Annotated in this window: 14 protein-coding genes; 2 read left to right on the top strand and 12 right to left on the bottom strand. The window is 59.7% G+C overall.

Annotated features, from left to right (window positions below; all coding sequences use genetic code 11):
* Positions 1-2: 2 nt before the first annotated feature.
* The 11 genes from Q666_RS58275 to Q666_RS58225 form a co-directional block, all read right to left on the bottom strand.
* Positions 3-1,988 carry a heme lyase CcmF/NrfE family subunit gene (locus Q666_RS58275; RefSeq protein WP_022997829.1) on the bottom strand — a complete coding sequence of 662 codons (1,986 nt, stop codon included), beginning with the start codon at positions 1,986-1,988 and terminating at the stop codon, positions 3-5.
* 33 nt (positions 1,989-2,021) lie between these two features.
* On the bottom strand, positions 2,022-2,471 hold the full coding sequence (gene ccmE, locus Q666_RS58270) for a cytochrome c maturation protein CcmE (protein WP_023014602.1): 450 nt from the start codon (positions 2,469-2,471) through the stop codon (positions 2,022-2,024).
* Positions 2,472-2,533: 62 nt separating this feature from the next.
* On the bottom strand, positions 2,534-3,667 hold the full coding sequence (gene ccmI, locus Q666_RS58265; protein WP_022997831.1) for a c-type cytochrome biogenesis protein CcmI: 1,134 nt from the start codon (positions 3,665-3,667) through the stop codon (positions 2,534-2,536).
* A 158-nt stretch (positions 3,668-3,825) separates the two neighbouring features.
* Positions 3,826-5,307, bottom strand: coding sequence for a hypothetical protein (locus Q666_RS58260; RefSeq protein ID WP_022997832.1), 1,482 nt, complete (start codon positions 5,305-5,307; stop codon positions 3,826-3,828).
* Between the two features lie 150 nt (positions 5,308-5,457).
* Positions 5,458-5,895, bottom strand: a complete 438-nt coding sequence (locus Q666_RS58255; RefSeq protein ID WP_022997833.1) for an RT0821/Lpp0805 family surface protein — start codon at positions 5,893-5,895, stop codon at positions 5,458-5,460.
* Between the two features lie 249 nt (positions 5,896-6,144).
* A complete protein-coding gene (locus Q666_RS58250) occupies positions 6,145-7,533 on the bottom strand; it encodes an ATP-binding protein (protein ID WP_031268116.1) in 1,389 nt (462 codons plus the stop codon).
* A gap of 28 nt (positions 7,534-7,561) precedes the next feature.
* Complete coding sequence (locus tag Q666_RS58245) at positions 7,562-8,230, bottom strand: response regulator transcription factor (protein ID WP_022997835.1); 669 nt, start codon at positions 8,228-8,230, stop codon at positions 7,562-7,564.
* Between the two features lie 79 nt (positions 8,231-8,309).
* On the bottom strand, positions 8,310-8,564 hold the full coding sequence (locus Q666_RS58240) for a PepSY domain-containing protein (RefSeq protein WP_022997836.1): 255 nt from the start codon (positions 8,562-8,564) through the stop codon (positions 8,310-8,312).
* A gap of 128 nt (positions 8,565-8,692) precedes the next feature.
* Entirely contained in the window at positions 8,693-9,988 is a 1,296-nt protein-coding gene (locus Q666_RS58235; protein WP_022997837.1) for a glycosyltransferase, read from the bottom strand.
* 114 nt (positions 9,989-10,102) lie between these two features.
* Positions 10,103-10,852 carry an HAD-IIB family hydrolase gene (locus tag Q666_RS58230; RefSeq protein ID WP_022997838.1) on the bottom strand — a complete coding sequence of 250 codons (750 nt, stop codon included), beginning with the start codon at positions 10,850-10,852 and terminating at the stop codon, positions 10,103-10,105.
* The gene (locus Q666_RS58225; protein ID WP_022997839.1) at positions 10,849-12,387 is read right to left on the bottom strand and encodes a glycosyhydrolase; all 1,539 of its coding nucleotides are present in this window, start codon (positions 12,385-12,387) and stop codon (positions 10,849-10,851) included. The genes Q666_RS58230 and Q666_RS58225 overlap by 4 nt, the downstream gene beginning before the upstream one ends.
* 279 nt (positions 12,388-12,666) lie before the next feature.
* On the opposite strand from Q666_RS58225, the gene Q666_RS58220 reads away from it, so the two are divergent.
* On the top strand, positions 12,667-13,413 hold the full coding sequence (locus Q666_RS58220; protein WP_022997840.1) for a DUF1194 domain-containing protein: 747 nt from the start codon (positions 12,667-12,669) through the stop codon (positions 13,411-13,413).
* Positions 13,414-13,421: 8 nt separating this feature from the next.
* On the opposite strand, the gene Q666_RS58215 is transcribed toward Q666_RS58220, so the two are convergent.
* A complete protein-coding gene (locus Q666_RS58215) occupies positions 13,422-14,600 on the bottom strand; it encodes a phytanoyl-CoA dioxygenase family protein (protein WP_031268122.1) in 1,179 nt (392 codons plus the stop codon).
* A gap of 83 nt (positions 14,601-14,683) precedes the next feature.
* On the opposite strand from Q666_RS58215, the gene Q666_RS58210 reads away from it, so the two are divergent.
* The gene (locus Q666_RS58210) at positions 14,684-15,715 is read left to right on the top strand and encodes a LacI family DNA-binding transcriptional regulator (RefSeq protein ID WP_022997842.1); all 1,032 of its coding nucleotides are present in this window, start codon (positions 14,684-14,686) and stop codon (positions 15,713-15,715) included.
* Positions 15,716-15,760 lie beyond the last annotated feature (45 nt).

The following is a 15,760-nucleotide window of genomic DNA, read 5'->3' as shown; positions in this document are numbered from 1 at the left end:
GGTCACTCCGCCGCTGCCACACTTTGCTGACGTTTGCGGGCCGGTTTCGGAGCCCCCACGCGCAGCCGCCTGTCTGCAATGGAGAACACCGCACCGAGGGACATGATCACACAGCCAATCCAGATCAGGGTGATCAGCGGCTTGAAATAGACGCGCACGTCGACAGCGCCATCGCCGCGCCCTTCACCGAGCGAGAGATAGACCTGCGAAAACCCTGTCGTATAGATACCGGCTTCCGTTGTCGGCATCTGGCGCGCCGTGTAAATGCGCTTGGAGGGGTCAAGCTCGGCCACCAGGGTTCCACCCTGACGGATGGAGAAGTGACCGACTTCTTCAGTGTAGTTCGGACCGCGGCGCGGTGCGGCGCCTTCGAAGGTCATCTGGTATCCGGCAAGTTCGACAACATCGCCTGGACGCATTGTGAGGACACGTTCTTCCTGAAACGCGGAAGCCGTGACAATACCGAGGACAGTAAGGCCGATGCCGAAATGGGCAGTGGCCGTTCCCCAGGCAGATCCCGGCAGGCCAACAAGACGGGCAAACCCGCGCTTGAAGCCTATTTCGAAGAATTTGACACGGGTCACGATTTCGGAAATTGCACCCGCCATGACCCAGACCGCCAGCCCAACACCAAGCGGCGCCAGCACCTTGTCCATGCCCCAGGCCCAGTAAGTGACCAGTGTCAGCAACAGGGCGAGACCGAAAGCCGCATAAAGCCGCTGGCAGGCCGCCCCAAGATCAGCCCGTTTCCAGGACAGGATCGGACCGAAAGGCACTGCCAGGAGCAGCGGCACCATCAGGGGACCGAACGTCAGGTTGAAGAACGGTGCACCGACTGAAATCTTCTCGCCAGTGACGGCATCAAGCACCAGCGGATAGAGCGTGCCGACAAAGACGGCTGCACAGGCAGCGGTCAGGAACAGGTTGTTCAGCACCAGACCGCCTTCCCGGCTGATGGGTGCGAACAGCCCCCCCTGCTTCAACATCGGTGCACGCCAGGCGTAAAGGCTGAGCGATCCGCCGATGAAGATGCACAGAAGGCCGAGAATGAAGACGCCGCGGGCCGGGTCGGTGGCAAAGGCATGAACCGACGTCAGGACGCCTGAACGCACCAGGAAGGTGCCGAGAAGCGACAGCGAAAAGGTGAAGATCGCCAGCAGCACCGTCCAGACCTTCAGCGCCTCGCGCTTTTCCATGACGATTGCCGAGTGCAGCAGAGCCGTGCCCGCAAGCCAGGGCATGAAGCTGGCATTTTCGACCGGGTCCCAGAACCACCAGCCACCCCAGCCAAGTTCGTAGTAGGCCCAGTAGGAGCCCATCGCGATGCCGAGCGTGAGAAAGCACCAGGCAAGCAGTGTCCAGGGCCGCACCCATCGTGCCCAGGCCGCATCGATACGGCCGAGGATAAGTGCAGCCACCGCAAAGGAGAATGTGATGGAGAAGCCGACATACCCTACGTAAAGCAGAGGCGGGTGAATGGCGAGGCCGATGTCCTGCAGGATCGGGTTCAGGTCAGACCCTTCCAGCGGAGGATTTGCAATCCGGGTAAAAGGGTTGGACGTTGCCAGCAGGAACAGGACAAAACCTGCGGTAACCCAGCCCTGGACGGACAATGTCACCGCTCTCAGGTCGGCCGGCAGGTTGCCCCCGAAGACGCCAACAAGAGCACCGAAGAAAACCAGGATCAGAACCCACAGAAGCATCGAGCCTTCGTGGTTTCCCCATACGCCGGTGAACTTGTAGAGCAGGGGTTTTGCCGAATGGCTGTTCTCGACAACGTTCAGCACCGAGAAATCGGAATTGAGATAAGCACCCGTCAGCACCACAAAGGACAGAAGGACCAGGAGAAAGAGCATCACCGAAACCGGCGGCGCCACCGCCATCAGGCGTTCATCCTTCTGGAGCGCCCCCCAGATCGGCAGAACGGATTGGACAAGTGTCAGCGCGAAGGCCAGCACAAGTGCGTAGTGTCCGAATTCGACAATCATGTCCGTTCCTCTTCCTCACCGGCACTGCGATAATCAGTTCGCGTTGCCCTCTTCACCTTGCCAGTGTCCCTGCGCCTTCAGCGCTTCGGCCACTTCCTTGGGAATGTAGTTCTCATCGTGCTTGGCCAGCACACTGTCCGCAACGAAAACTCCGTCCGAACCGACGATCCCCTCGGTCACCACGCCCTGCCCTTCCCGGAACAGATCCGGCAGGATGCCCTTATAGGTGACGGCAACCGTATTGGCCGTGTCGGTTACACGGAAGCTGACTTCGGCATTGTCGGAGCGCACGACCGAGCCTTCCTCGACCAGGCCACCGAGCCGGATCCGCTGCCCGGGCGCAACGCCGTTCTGGGTGATTTCGGTCGGGCTCTGGAAAAACACGATCTCGCTTCTCAGCGCGATCAGAATCAACGTCAGGGCAATGGCCAGAACCGCGCCAGCCGAACCGATAAGGGTCAATCGTCTTTGTTTGCGTGTCATCAGCGAAGCGTCCGATTTTCAATTCCCCGGCGCAACTGCGCCGCCTGCGGCAGGTCTGCCGCTCAACCGTCAGTTAGACCAAGCTGGCTGGCAGCGTCCTTGATCATGGACAAGTCCTCCGGCTTGTCCGCATATGCCGACAGCGCCTCCTCAAGAGCCTTTTCCGCATCCTGTTTCTTACCCAGAACCATATAGGCACGGATCAGCCGGTTCCACTCCTCCACCGATCCGCCTTCCGTGGACAGACGCTCGGCAAGGCCGGCGACCATGCCGGCGATCATGGCCTGACGGTCATCAGCGGCCATTTCGCTGGCGGCAGCAACCTCTTCCTGGGACGGTCCCGGCAAACTGTTGCCGACCGGTGCGCCGCCTGTCAGCCGGGCCATTTCCTGACGTGCGGCCCCAACCCAGGCTGCGGTCTCATCAGCACCCTGAAGGAGAGCCTGCCAAGCGGCAATCGCGTCTTCCTTGCGGCCTTCCTGGCCAAGCGCCAGTGCGAGAAAGAATCGTGGCTTTACGGCTGCGGGTTCCAGCGACACGGCCTGCTCGAAAGCGGCGCGGGCATCAGCTGTAACCAGACCCTGGTTTGCAATCGTCAGGGCTTCGCCCATATCGGTGAGCCAGGCCTGGTTCGGCCCGAGAATGCGGATTGCATTGGAATAGGCTTTCGCAGAAGCCTGAGGCTGACCGAGCGACAGGTAGACCGGAGCAATGACTGCCCAGCCTTGTCCATCTTCCGGATTTTCCGCCAGATGCCGTTCAACACGGGCAACAAGCAGATCGACGGATTGTTCTTCCGCCGGTGCGCTCAGACGGCTGAGCAACGGCTGGTCGGGAAGATCGGGAGAGCCAAGGACAAGATAAAGTCCGAAAGCTGAGGCTGGCACCGCCAGCAGGGCCAGCCCCTGCGCAAGCTTGAAGCTTCCCCCCTTGGTGCCGTCCTGTTTTTTGCTGTCGCCCCTGTCGTGGGCTGCAAGTAGACGGCGCGCGATTTCCGTTCGCGCTGCCTCGGCTGCTTCGGCGTCTATCAGGCCACGTTCGAGTTCCGTCTCGATCGCCGCAAGCTGCTCGCGATAAACCGCTTCGTCCGCACGCGCCGGTGCATCCTCCTGATGGCGCCGTGTGCGCGATAGGGGAATAAGTACCGACAATGTCGCAACCCCGGTCAACAGGGCAATCAGGATCCAGAACACCATGGCCGCACTATAGACAATTCAATGCGGACAAAAGCAAGGTGGCTGGGATGTGACCGGCGGTCGCGGCGCAAACAAATCGGTGAATGAGGCCAGACCTTCAAAACCATTGCGGCAATCGGCTTTGCAATGCGCCGACTTCGAAGGCCTAGCGGGAACCGTCAGCGCCGGCCAAGCGCATTGGCGACCAGTTTGCGTTCCGGACTGGGGCCGGAACTGGCATCGGCCGCGTTCTTGCTCGCTTTTGCATAGGCGGATTGCCGACTGCGGCGCAGCTGCGCGGCGTAATCCGTGCCGAAATAGATCTCCGACAGCATGATGGCGACGTCGGCCGCGGCAATCTGCGCCTCCAGCGCAGGTCCCTTGGATTTGCCAAGATCGGTGATCAGAGAACGGGTCAGGATTTCAAGCGTCTGTTCGACTGCCTGGCGTGTACTTTTGCCGATCTCGTTGACGGCGAAGGTCTCGGAGGCGTTCCGAACCATTGCGACCACGCGCAACGTACGCACGGCGTCATCAATCGCGATCTGGTCGATCTGCAGCTTGCCGTCCTTGTCGAACTTCGGCACCTGCAGGGCGCGCCGCACACTGCTGTGGGCGCTGTTCAATTCCCGGGTGACGACACTGGAGATGCTGCGTTTGGTTTCCGCCAGACGTTTGTGCCACCTGCCGGTGACCGACAGATCCATGTCACGTTCAACGCCGCGGACCAGCAAGTGGTACTCCGACAGCGCCTGAGAAAAGGCCACCGGGTCCGGATTGTTGTTGCGATGTTCGAACGCCAGGATCTGCAGGCGTTCGGCCTCGCTCATGACCACATCAACAAATGGTGCGAACTGCGAACGAGCAATCGCCTTGGGGTCAGGGTCGCCTGCCAGACGTCCGGCGAAGGCACACAAGGCCGAAGGCATGTCCGAGCGGTCCACCAGCGCGGCGGCGATCACCGGAACATGGTCGGGAAATCGTGCGGTGCATTTGTCGACGAGACGCAGCACCTCAGTATCCTGCTTCAACCGATGCTCGTTGATGCGATCCGGTATGTTCTGCAGGAACGGCACCAGCCAACGTTCTGCCGCAAAGATCTTCTGAATGTCCCTGACTTCGGAGATACCGCGTTCGCCGCCAAGTTCGATTGCCATTCGGCGTTTGTCTTTGTCGGACGTTTCCGCGCGGCGCAGCATATCGCCGATGGCGTCCACGGCACGCGAGCGCAGCGCCTGCACCAGGGCATCCACACGCTCACCACTAACGGCAGAATTTCCGGCCTGTTCCAGTACAAGGCGAATGTCGGCAGCCATGACATCACGACCGAGCCAGTTCCAGACACGGTCGAGAATGCCTCGCTGGATTCGGCCCTCCTGCCGCTGTGGCAGCATTTCGTTGATCAGAAAATCATCCAGCGGTGTGAAGAACATCCGCTGGATCTGATTGCGTCGCTGAGCGCCACCCGGCATGCTCGGTGCAACCGGCTGCGGTTTGCGAATGAGTGCCACGGCTGCGGCAAGAACGAGCTGGATATGCGGATCAGCGTGTTTTTGAACCTTGGCGCGTTCCAAATTGCGGACCAGAGCCTCAACCGCCTTGGGGCTCAGACTACGCAAGTAGGTTTTGATTTTGGTTTCAAGCTGGTCCGAATATGTCATTCACAGCGTCAACATCGCGATCCTAGTTACCGCGAGTTTAACGTTAGAAGACTTAAGCAAGTGTTGAGAATAAATACCGGGAACTTAAAGGGCTTCGGACAGCATCACCAGAACACTGTCTCCCTTTGAACCCTTTCCGCGCCGGCTGGTTCAGCCGATCACCTGCCAGGCACCTTGGTCGGTTTCACACGCCGTGCCGCGCGCCTGCAAGGTGCGGCCCTGGAGAACCATCTCGTGCGTAAACTCGCGGCAGCTGGTCTCGTTGACGAAATAGACCGGTCCGGGACGGACTTGACCACTGCGGCCGGTACGCTCGTTCTGCCAGGCAACCGAAACCCCAAGGCCCCGCGCGCGCAGGGCCCTGGTCTGGGCATCTTCGGCTGCCTTGCGGTCAGACGGTTCAAGCGCGTCCCCGAACTCGTTGTTCACCAGCACCGAAATGGCCGTATTCGCTTCCGAGCCGGAAACATTCGCATTCGGGTCACCGAAAAAGGACCCCCAAGTGTTGCTGTCTCTCGACCCGGACGTCATGGAGCAACCTGCCAAAGCAAAGGCAAGAGCAAGACACGAGGCACCGCGAAGACGCATTCTTGAAAGCTCCAAGTTCTTCGAATTTCAACCAGAAGCAGCTGAAATCCGATTGCTGACCATTTTCCAAAGGCTAGCGCAAAATGACCGCACTAGAAGGCGTGAAACCGGCGCAAACCGGTCGATGAATCAGTGTTATTTTCAATTTGTGGCCGAACTTGGCCACAACCGTGTCTTTGTTTCCGCTATTTGCATCACATCCTATCACAGTCCCGCAAGGGCGGCCCAAGCGAACGTTTGGTAAATCCCCTATTCCTTGCTGAGCGCCGGCAGCACCAGACGTGCCTTCAGGCCTCCGAGCGAGGAACTTTCAAGATCGAAGGTGCCGCCGTAAAGGGCAGCGAGATCTGCCACGATCGACAGGCCAAGACCTGTTCCCGGCACGGTTTCATCCAGACGCCGACCACGCTTGATGGCTTCGGCGCGCTGTTCAGGCGTCAGTCCGGGCCCATCATCCTCGACCGTGATCGTGAACATGTCCCGGTTCGTGGCCGGATCGTTCAACGGCGCCACCTGCACCCGCACCTTCGAACCTGCCCATTTGCAGGCATTATCGATCAGGTTGCCGCTCATTTCTTCCAGGTCCTGGCTTTCGCCTCGAAAGCGGATCTGACCGGACTGCGCGAAACCGACATCAACGCCTTTGTCCTGATAGATCTTGCCCATGGCCCGGATCAGACGGGCAAGAACCGGCTCGGTCTCGCATGAAACACCGATGACCCGCCGCTGCGCCGCCATGCGGGCCCGCTCCAGATGATGCTGGATCTGGGTCGACATGATCGATGCCTGTTCGGACACCTTGTCCGCCAAGGGACCACCGGACGCCCTTGCCTCGTTTGAAATGACCGACAGTGGGGTCTTCAGACCGTGTGCAAGGTTGCCGACGTGGGTGCGTGCCCGCTCGACGATTTCCTTGTTCGACACGATGAGCGCGTTGAGTTCCACCGCCAGCGGCGCGATCTCGCGCGGCAGGGCCTCGTCAATGCGTTCGGCCTCGCCCTGTCGAACGGCCGAAAGCGACGCACGCAAGCGCGCAAGTGGCCGCAAGCCGAATTTCACCTGCAGGAAGATCGCCAGAATCAGCCCGAGACCGACAATGCAAAGCGTGATGGCCACAAGCCGCGCAAACTCGAAGATATCCGCCCAGAACCCTGCCGTTGCAGCGCCGACGGCAATCACATAGGCCGCGTCTTCAACGGTAATTCTCTGCTGGAGCACGCGAATTTCATCACCGGTCGGCCCGACGATAAACCCGGCGTTGGCGTCGTCCTGCCCGATCGGCGGCGTGTTCAGCGGATCCCCCACCAGCGACTCCGATGCATAAAGGATCGACGGGCTGTCGGCGCGTCGAACCGTCCAGTACCAGCCGGACAGCGGCAGGGAGAACCGGGGATCGCCGCGGTAGGTCGGCGCAGTCAGGGTTGCGGTTGCCTGGTCAGCACTGGCATCTGCATTGGTTGCCAGCATTTCGGCAATCAGTGCCTTGATATGAACCTCGAGCTGGGCGTCAAACGCCCGTTCGCTCGCTCTTTCATAAAGGCTCACCAGGAACACCCCGGCGATGGCGAGCGTGATTGTGGACCATACAGCCGCCACGAACACCAGACGTGCGGCAAGCGACCGCTGAGGCCGATTCACGGGCCGGCCGTCCCCGTTGGCAGAGGTCTCAGGTGTCACTCGCCGCTCCCAGGCGGTATCCGAGCCCTCGGATGGTTTCGATCATGTCCGAGCCGATTTTCTTGCGCAGACGGCCGACGAAGACTTCCACCGTGTTGGAATCACGATCGAAATCCTGATCGTAGAGATGTTCGGTCAATTCAGTCCGGGAGATCACCTTGCCCTGGTGATGCAGCAGGTAGGACAACAGCCGGTATTCATGCGAAGTCAGCTTGACCGCGCTGCCGTCCACGGTTACCCGGCCGGATCTCAGATCCAGCCGCACCGCACCGCAAGTGAGTTCGTTGGAGGCATGCCCGGCAGCCCGGCGCACAAGCGCACGCACACGGGCAAGCACTTCCTCCATGTGGAAAGGCTTTGCGACATAATCATCGGCACCGGCGTCGATACCCGCAACCTTGTCCGACCAGCGGTCGCGCGCAGTCAGGATGAGGACCGGCATGGTGCGCCCGTCGCGGCGCCAGTTTTCCAGAACGGACAGTCCGTCGAGGGACGGCAGGCCGAGGTCAAGCACCACGGCGTCATATGGCTCGGTGTCGCCAAGAAAATGCCCGTCCTCGCCGTCCGTCGCACTGTCGACCACATAGCCGGCCTCTTCCAGGGCGGCCACCAGCTGGCGGTTCAGATCGGTATCGTCTTCGACAACAAGAATGCGCATGAAATTCAACTTTATGACTGATGGAGTCGGAACCAGATCAACCAACCGAAAGCCGGCAGGAAGATGTCGCTTCTAGCAATTACCTGTTGGCGTTGACTGTGACAGTTGTCACCTTGCCACCCTTTAGGACCGACAACAGATAGACGTATCCTCCACCCTGCTGGCAAAGCTGGGCCTTGACGATTTCACCGCCTGCCTGCCCTGCAACCGCCCCAAGCGGGGCGGCCTTGCCGCTGGCCACGGCTTCACGGGCCTGCGACTGGGACAAACAAGCGGCTTGCGCCGGCGCAATGACGGCGAATGTCAGGATCAAAAGGGCAAATATCTGTTTCACGTGTCCGATTCCGGTCTGCTCACGAGGTCATGCGCAAGGTGTAATCAATTTCACCTGAACGCAAGCTGAACCGGTTGTTTGGATTTCTTCAGCTGCCCTTCTTGCGGCGGCGTCCTTCCGCCGCCTTGTCAGCCCAGCGCCACTTCGTCCGTCTGCAGGTCGTCGTAACGGCCCTTGAACTGCTCGAACACCTGCAGCGTCCGCCGGGCGATCCCTGTCCAGCCGAACACGCGGCGTGCGAAGCGAGCGCCCTCCACCGAGAGGGTTTCGCGCATCCAGGAGTATTGCATCGGCATGTTCAGCATGGCCGCAAACTCTTCTGGTCGCTTGGGATCGGCCACCAGCGCATGTCGCCCAAATTCGATCTGGTCGAACAGGCCGCCGTGAATCGTCACCACAGTCGGCGTTCCGCAGGCCATCGCTTCCACGGCGGTCATGCCGAAAGGCTCATAGCGGGAGGGAAGTGCGAAGATACCCGGACCACGATAGAAATCGGCCAGATCTTCATCCTCGACGTAACCGCGCCAGCTGATGGCATCGGACACGCCCAGGGAAGAAGCGACTTCCTTCCATTGCGCGAGCAGCGCCTTGTCGCTGTCCGAATTGGCACCGGCGGCAAGCACAAGGCGTGCTTCGGGCTGCAGTTTCAGGAGGCTCGGCAAGGCTTCGATGATCAGGTCATAGCCCTTGTTTTCTGCTGCCCTGCCAACGACGTAGATATCCGTTTCCTTGAAATCGTGCTTCCGGCGCGCTTCCGCGACAACATCCGGTGTTGCGGGCGTAAACCGGCCTTCGTCGATGCCCGGCGGGATCATGGTGATATGCTCACGCGGCAGCTGGTATTGCTCGACGATCAGGTCCGTTTGCTGCTCGGTCGTCGCGATGATGTGGTCGCAGTTGCGGTAAAGAACGAATTCCTTCTGGATCCGCTCCTTGAAGCGGTACCCGGCCATCTCTTCTTCACCCGCTCCCACCATGTCGTGTTCTTTCCACCAACCGAGGGAGTGCGGCGTGTGGATGTGCGGAACCTGCAGCTCCTCGGCGATTTTCTGGCCGGCGACACCTGCATCCCAGTAATGAGAGTTGATCACGTCATAATGCAACTTGCGATGACGGATCATCGCCAGCGCATTGGTGACGAAGTCACCGTACCAGTCGTGCATGTCCTCCTTCCGGATGAAATCGGATCCTCCGAAAGGAACGCGCACGACGCGCAGGTTTTCATTGATGATATCCTCGGCCGGCTGGTCTTCGAACTGGCGCGTCATGACATCGACCCTGTAGCCGAGCCGCGCGAACCGTTTTGCCAGCTCCAGTACGAAGACCACCTGGCCGCCCGTATCCGGTTTACCCAGTTCCGGTGATCCGGCCACGTAACCGTGCAGCGAGATCATCAGAAGGGAACCGATATTGTGCTTGTTCATGTGTCGTTACCTTGTTCGTGTGTCTTGATCTCCATCTACCCAGGCGTTCTTTTGCTCTTTTTGCTCATCGGCCCGCCGACGTTGCAGCAGGCAGCAGCCTCTCGAAAGGCCGGATCAGACTGCCGATTGCGGCAGCAGGCCCATTACCGTCAGCCCTTCCAGCACGCCGGCCGCATGGTGGGCGGATGCCAGATAGGTCTTGTGCCGCGGCAGGGTTGATAGAAGTTCCTGGCGGGCATTGCCGACCGCGATTGCCTTGCCCGCTGCTTCGAACAGCGCAAGGTCATTACCGGAATCACCGGCAGCGATCGTTCGCTCCATCGGAATGCCAAGATGGCTTGCCAGATGGCGCATGGCAGTGTCCTTGCCTGCGCCGGGGGCGAGAATGTCCAGGTCACTGGTCCCTGAATAGATGTGCCTGAACGGGATGCCCTCGTCCCGGAGTGCGGAAAGAATCGCGTCCACGCCGTCTTTTCCCGGAACGGCGAAGCTCGCCTTTCCGTCCGTCTGGAACTTGTCGTCGTGCGCATCATACCCCAGTTTCCGGACGATTTTGCGAACTTCCTCGTCAGGCCAGTCGATAAACCGGCTTTGCCAGCTTTCCAGAAAGAAACGGTCCAGACGGATTTCGGTTCCCAAACCGGTGATAATCGCGTCCGGTTCGAAGCCTTCGGGGAAGTAGTCGGCAAGGGTCTGGTCGACACTGGCGGCCGGTCGGCTGGAGTTTAGAGCCAGTTTCAGGTGCGACTTGGCGTTCTTCAACTGATGCCAAAGTCGCTCCAGATCGGTCCGGTTACCGGTCAGGGTGTCATCGATGTCGCTGACCAGAAGCCAGGTATCACTCTTGCCCGTCTCGCCGGTCACCGGCCCTCCCCTTCCTGATCGGGCGCCCTGTGCGTGACGGAATATGCCGGTTCGACCGTGTGCTCCGTTACCGGACGGCTCAATGTTTCAACCACAAGGTCCTTCAGGCAGACGGCCGCGCTTTCGGTGTAGAAGCCGATACCGCCTTCGATGAAACTGTCGTCAACCAGCGACAACACCACATAGCCATCGATGGAAAACTCGAAATAAAGGCCGTGCGCCACAACCTCGATCTGCCAGGGGCCATGATCGCTGCCCCTGAAATGCGCTTCCTGAAGCGGCTCGTAGCGGAAGGCATGTTCGAACTCAGGTGTCGGGTTTGCCCCCCAAGCCCGCATCTGGGCAATGCCGTTGACGAGATCCAGAGACAGGTAATAACCGTCACCCTCGTCGTTCATCCTCAGCACAAGACCGGTTTTGCCCAGTCCCTCCAGCATCAGCTGTGCCTTGAGGCGGAAATCCTCATGCTTGCCCGGCAGCATGAAAGCTTCGTACCCGCTCTTGCAGCTCAGATGCAGCCCGTCGGGCCGATCGATCGCCGACGCATGTGTGTTGGAATACAGTGCCTTGCACTGGTAGGACGCAGTCACGACCTGGCGATGCGTCACCAGATCGTTGAAGTCCGAATTCGATTTCAGCTTGAGCCTGCCGGCACTGTCCGTCACCAGTTCCTTCGGCGGCGGCAACAGCTTCTTCACGACCTCGCGCCCGTAGACGTATTCGGTCTTGGAAAAGAAATTGAACAGAAGCAAACGGTCGCTGGTTCGGCAAATACGGCCGGCATAATTGCCCGTCGGCAGGATCACGTTGTCGAAGAAGTTCTGGTATGGGCCCTCAATCGTCTCCGCATACCAGTAGTGGATCTTGGTGTCTTCGCGGATCGATCCCATCAGGTAATAGCGGCCGTCGAGACGAAACAGGTTCGGCACCTCGACGTCGTCATAAAGACCGGGCCGATAAAGAGGTGGCTCGAACGTGAATTTGTCCGGTTTGGTCTCGCGGGCGAGCCCGACGCAGCCGCGCCGTATGACCGGCCCTTCCTTGACACGGGCAGAGGCCAGCAGCAGGCGTTCGCCTGTGTCTTGGTCGACATAGAAGAACGGATCGCGGAAACTGACCCACTTCCGGCCTTCGTCTACAGTGCTCTCGTAAAGCGGGCCCGGCACCTGCAGGGGATAATTGCCGTGATTGCAGCGTTCCCAGGTGTAGAGATCCTTGGACCGCGCCAACCCGACCCGCTGCACCCTGCCATATTCCGCCCGCGCAAGGCCGGTGTAGAACATGCGCCACTCGCCCTGCCGGTCCGGATCGGGCGTCACATGCATCGTCCAGAGCATGTCATCATCCCATTCGCCCGGTTCACCGACGAAAAGTGCATTCTTGACCCGGCGCCATGTCATGCCGTCCGTGCTGACGGCGTGCGCGATGAAATCGTGATTGGGCAGCACCAGATGGAACAGATGATAGATGCCGTCGTGATAAACGACATCGACGTCGCCAATGTCCGACCGCAGAAATCCATGGGATGCATACATGCCCTAACCCTGCCCAGATGTTTCAGCAGGATCAAGAGCCTAAGCCAAAAAATTTGCAGTGCAACATGGCTCGGACGAACAATATCACCCCTTTGCGCATCCTGCCTGATGACTGGCGGCATTTCCGGAACGATTTGCGGTATGGAACAGAAACAGCTGGATCCCGCCCTTTCAGCTGGCCCGCTGCGCTCGGCTCTATGCCTAGAATATGATCGTTTCTGAGCCAAAAGCGCGTCGTAAAAGCATTCCCTTGTCGCCCCTATCCTCTAGAATGGGTTCATGACGGACTGCTGTTGGATCTCACATACCGACTGCCACCGCGGACAAAGCGCGGCGCGCAAGACTTTTCGTCAGGTCATTGGTCTCTTCTCTTTTCTTTCCTTGCTGCTCCTGCCAGGTCCTGTAGCCGCGTGTTCCCTGTCGCTGGTTCTGGCGATGGACGGTTCGGCCAGCGTCGATGCGCGCGAACACACCTTGCAGCTCAACGGACTGGCAGATGCCTTGAAAGACCCGGACGTCGTTCAGGCCATCGAGGCCGTTGGCGGGATCTGGGTTACAAGTTTCGAATGGAGCGGCCGATACCAGCAATTGCTCCAGCTTGGGTGGAGCCATCTTTCCGATGCGCAAAGCGCTGCGAATGCGGCCGAAACCCTGCGACGCTCACCACGAGGCTACACCGAATTTCCAACCGCCCTCGGTTATGCACTCGGCCATGCGGCAACCCTGATGCGCAAGGCACCTGCACCTTGTGTTCGTAAGGTCATAGATGTTGCCGGTGATGGCATCAACAACGACGGTTTCGGCCCGGAAAGCGCCTACAGGGCCTTCGATTTCCAGGACGTTACGGTCAACGGGCTGGTGATTTCAGGGGCCGATGAAGCGCCGGTGCGCTACTATCGGACCCATGTGATCAGGGGTCCGGGTGCCTTTGTCGAGGTTGCAGCCAGTTATGACGACTACGCCGAGGCAATGAAGCGCAAACTGCTGCGGGAAATCTTCGGCAGCGGCTACGCTTCCCTGCGCTGAAATAAGCTTCAGGCTTGCCGGCGCTCCGCCCGGGCCAAAAGAGCCGCTTCGAAATCGGCTGCCGGCATTCTGTCCTGCAGGGCCCTGAGGAAAAGCTGCTTCTGTGTCTCGGGAGCCAGTCCGCCTACAGGCGGATCCCGATCCAGATTGGTCGGGAAGGAATATCCTTCCGCACACGCGGAAACAGCCGCTTCCAGTCTGGTCCCTGACATTGTTTCCTGTCCGGTTTTCGCCAGGAGCACGGGATAGAGCGCCCGGCACATGGCATCCCTGTCCACACTTTCCATGGCGCGTCCGAAGGCCGAGGACACCTGAAGCAGGTTTGCCATGCGCTGGATATCGGCACTGGAGTTGTCGCCGGCGGCGTGGAACAGTGCCGGGTTGAAGAACACCGCATCGCCCTTGCGCAATGGCATCTGCACGTAATGCTGTTCGAAAAACTCCTTGAATGCCTCCAGCCGGTAGGCAGCGTAGCCCGGACGATAAAGCTGTGAAAACGGCAAGAGCTTCGTGGGACCGCTTTCAATCGGCATGTCTGTATGCGCCACCGCCCCTTGCAGGGTCATGACCTGCGACAGGTCGTGCACATGAGCCGGATAACGTGCGCAGTCTTCTTCAGACTGGAAACCAAGGTGGTAATCCCGATGTGCCTGCTGCGCCTTGCCGCCCGGACGTACAAGATTGACCTGGGCCGTCATCTGGTAGTTCGGCCCGAGCCAGGCTTCACAGACGGCATCGATGGCAGGATTGGCAAAATAGTCCACGAAGACATCGGGGGCTTCCAGGCAAAGTTTCTGCAGTGAGTTCCAGATCCGGTCATTTGCGCCGGCAGCTGCAAAATGATCCGCACCGCCGCCTGAAGCAGCTTTCTCCTCGGCGATGATCCGGTTGTAGACCTGCGTTGCCCGGTCTATCGGGGTGACATCCTTATATGCCCCCTCCAGCACCAGCACACCCGAGTGCTGCCGCATAACCTGCGCCCACTCTGCCATCAACCGGCTACGGCTTTCGCTACCTGCGAGTACGGTCTCCAGATCGGCAACCCGGTAGACGGGAATACCGGCAACCACCTTGTAGGCGTGCGGCACGATGCCGTCGTCCAGTTTTTGCGACACGAGTTGCCTGAAGTCCTCGACATCGCAGCTGGTGGCGTTGAAATACGCCAGATGATCGACCCGTTTGTCCATGATCCCCTCCCAGATTTTGTTGGCTGCAATGCTATCAGGATCGGTCTTGATCGGATCGGCATTTTCCATCAAGAATCCATCAAATGACCCATCGCTTCCCGATCAAGGAAATCGCCCTTCAGGCAGGCCTCAGCACTGCCACGGTTGACCGCGTGATGAACGGGCGTGCACATGTCAGCCCGCAAACCCGTCGCAGGGTTGAGGATGCGATTGCAGAACTGGAACAACAGGAAGGTCAGCTGGCTGCCAGAGGGCGGCGGCTTTTCTTCGATGTGGTTATGGAAGCGCCGAACAGGTTCAGCAGAGAAGTGCGTCTCGCCTGTGGAAGCGTGCTGACAGACCTGCATCCGATCGCGATCCGCCCCAGGTTCACTTTCACCGAAACCATGTCGGCAGCCGAATGCAGCGCGATTCTGCAGCGGATCGCAAAGCGAGGCAGCCAGGGCATCTGCCTCAAGGTGCGCGATACAGAGGAAGTCCGGCATATGATCGCAGGACTGGCAGACCGCAGAATCCCTGTCGTCACCGTCTTTACCGACCTTCCCGCATCCCGGCGGCTTGCCTATGTTGGCCTGGATAATCGCAGCGCCGGCAAAACCGCAGCCTATCTCATGCACAAGCTCCTGCCGGCAAACGGAACGGTGCTGACGACGCTCAGCCAGCACACCTTTCAGGGCGAGGAAGAGCGCTACGAGGGTTTCAGGCAGGAACTGGATCGTCTGCGCCCGGAATGCAGATTGGTGGATGCCAGCGGCGGCGGCGGTCTCAATCCCGAAACACGGCGGGAGGTCGCCGAGAAGCTGGGTTCCTCTCCGCCGATTTCCGGCGTCTACTCCATGGGAGGCGGCAACAGGGCCATTTTGCAGGCCTTGTCCGAGGTGGGCCAGATACCAGGGGTCTATGTCGCGCACGATCTGGACAAGGACAATCTCGAGCTTCTCCGGCAGGAGCAGCTGACGCTGGTGCTTCATCACGACCTGCAGTCAGACATGCACACGGCGTTTCGTCATCTCCTGGCATACCACGGCATCGGCACGTCTCCCTCCGGCGAAACGAGCGATATTCAGGTGGTCACCCCCTTGAACATTCCTTCCAGGTTCAATGAACCAGCCTGACCTGGCAGTGCTGATCTCCACAGCCAAAGCCTGCCGTTCATCAGA

Source organism: Labrenzia sp. C1B70, assembly GCF_000475395.1.
GTDB lineage: Bacteria > Pseudomonadota > Alphaproteobacteria > Rhizobiales > Stappiaceae > Roseibium > Roseibium algicola.
Note: the sequence above shows the minus strand (reverse complement) of the source record. Positions and strands in the feature narration are given on the sequence as shown.

Excerpts from the sequence above, each read along its gene's own strand:
- Q666_RS58210 (WP_022997842.1), top strand. The coding sequence starts at position 14,684 with ATGACCCATCGCTTCCCGATCAAGGAAATCGCCCTTCAGGCAGGCCTC.
- Q666_RS58220 (WP_022997840.1), top strand. The coding sequence starts at position 12,667 with ATGACGGACTGCTGTTGGATCTCACATACCGACTGCCACCGCGGACAA.
- ccmE (WP_023014602.1), bottom strand. The coding sequence starts at position 2,471 with ATGACACGCAAACAAAGACGATTGACCCTTATCGGTTCGGCTGGCGCG.
- Q666_RS58235 (WP_022997837.1), bottom strand. The coding sequence starts at position 9,988 with ATGAACAAGCACAATATCGGTTCCCTTCTGATGATCTCGCTGCACGGT.
- Q666_RS58275 (WP_022997829.1), bottom strand. The coding sequence starts at position 1,988 with ATGATTGTCGAATTCGGACACTACGCACTTGTGCTGGCCTTCGCGCTG.
- Q666_RS58215 (WP_031268122.1), bottom strand. The coding sequence starts at position 14,600 with ATGGACAAACGGGTCGATCATCTGGCGTATTTCAACGCCACCAGCTGC.
- Q666_RS58225 (WP_022997839.1), bottom strand. The coding sequence starts at position 12,387 with ATGTATGCATCCCATGGATTTCTGCGGTCGGACATTGGCGACGTCGAT.
- Q666_RS58260 (WP_022997832.1), bottom strand. The coding sequence starts at position 5,307 with ATGACATATTCGGACCAGCTTGAAACCAAAATCAAAACCTACTTGCGT.
- Q666_RS58255 (WP_022997833.1), bottom strand. The coding sequence starts at position 5,895 with ATGCGTCTTCGCGGTGCCTCGTGTCTTGCTCTTGCCTTTGCTTTGGCA.
- ccmI (WP_022997831.1), bottom strand. The coding sequence starts at position 3,667 with ATGGTGTTCTGGATCCTGATTGCCCTGTTGACCGGGGTTGCGACATTG.
- Q666_RS58245 (WP_022997835.1), bottom strand. The coding sequence starts at position 8,230 with ATGCGCATTCTTGTTGTCGAAGACGATACCGATCTGAACCGCCAGCTG.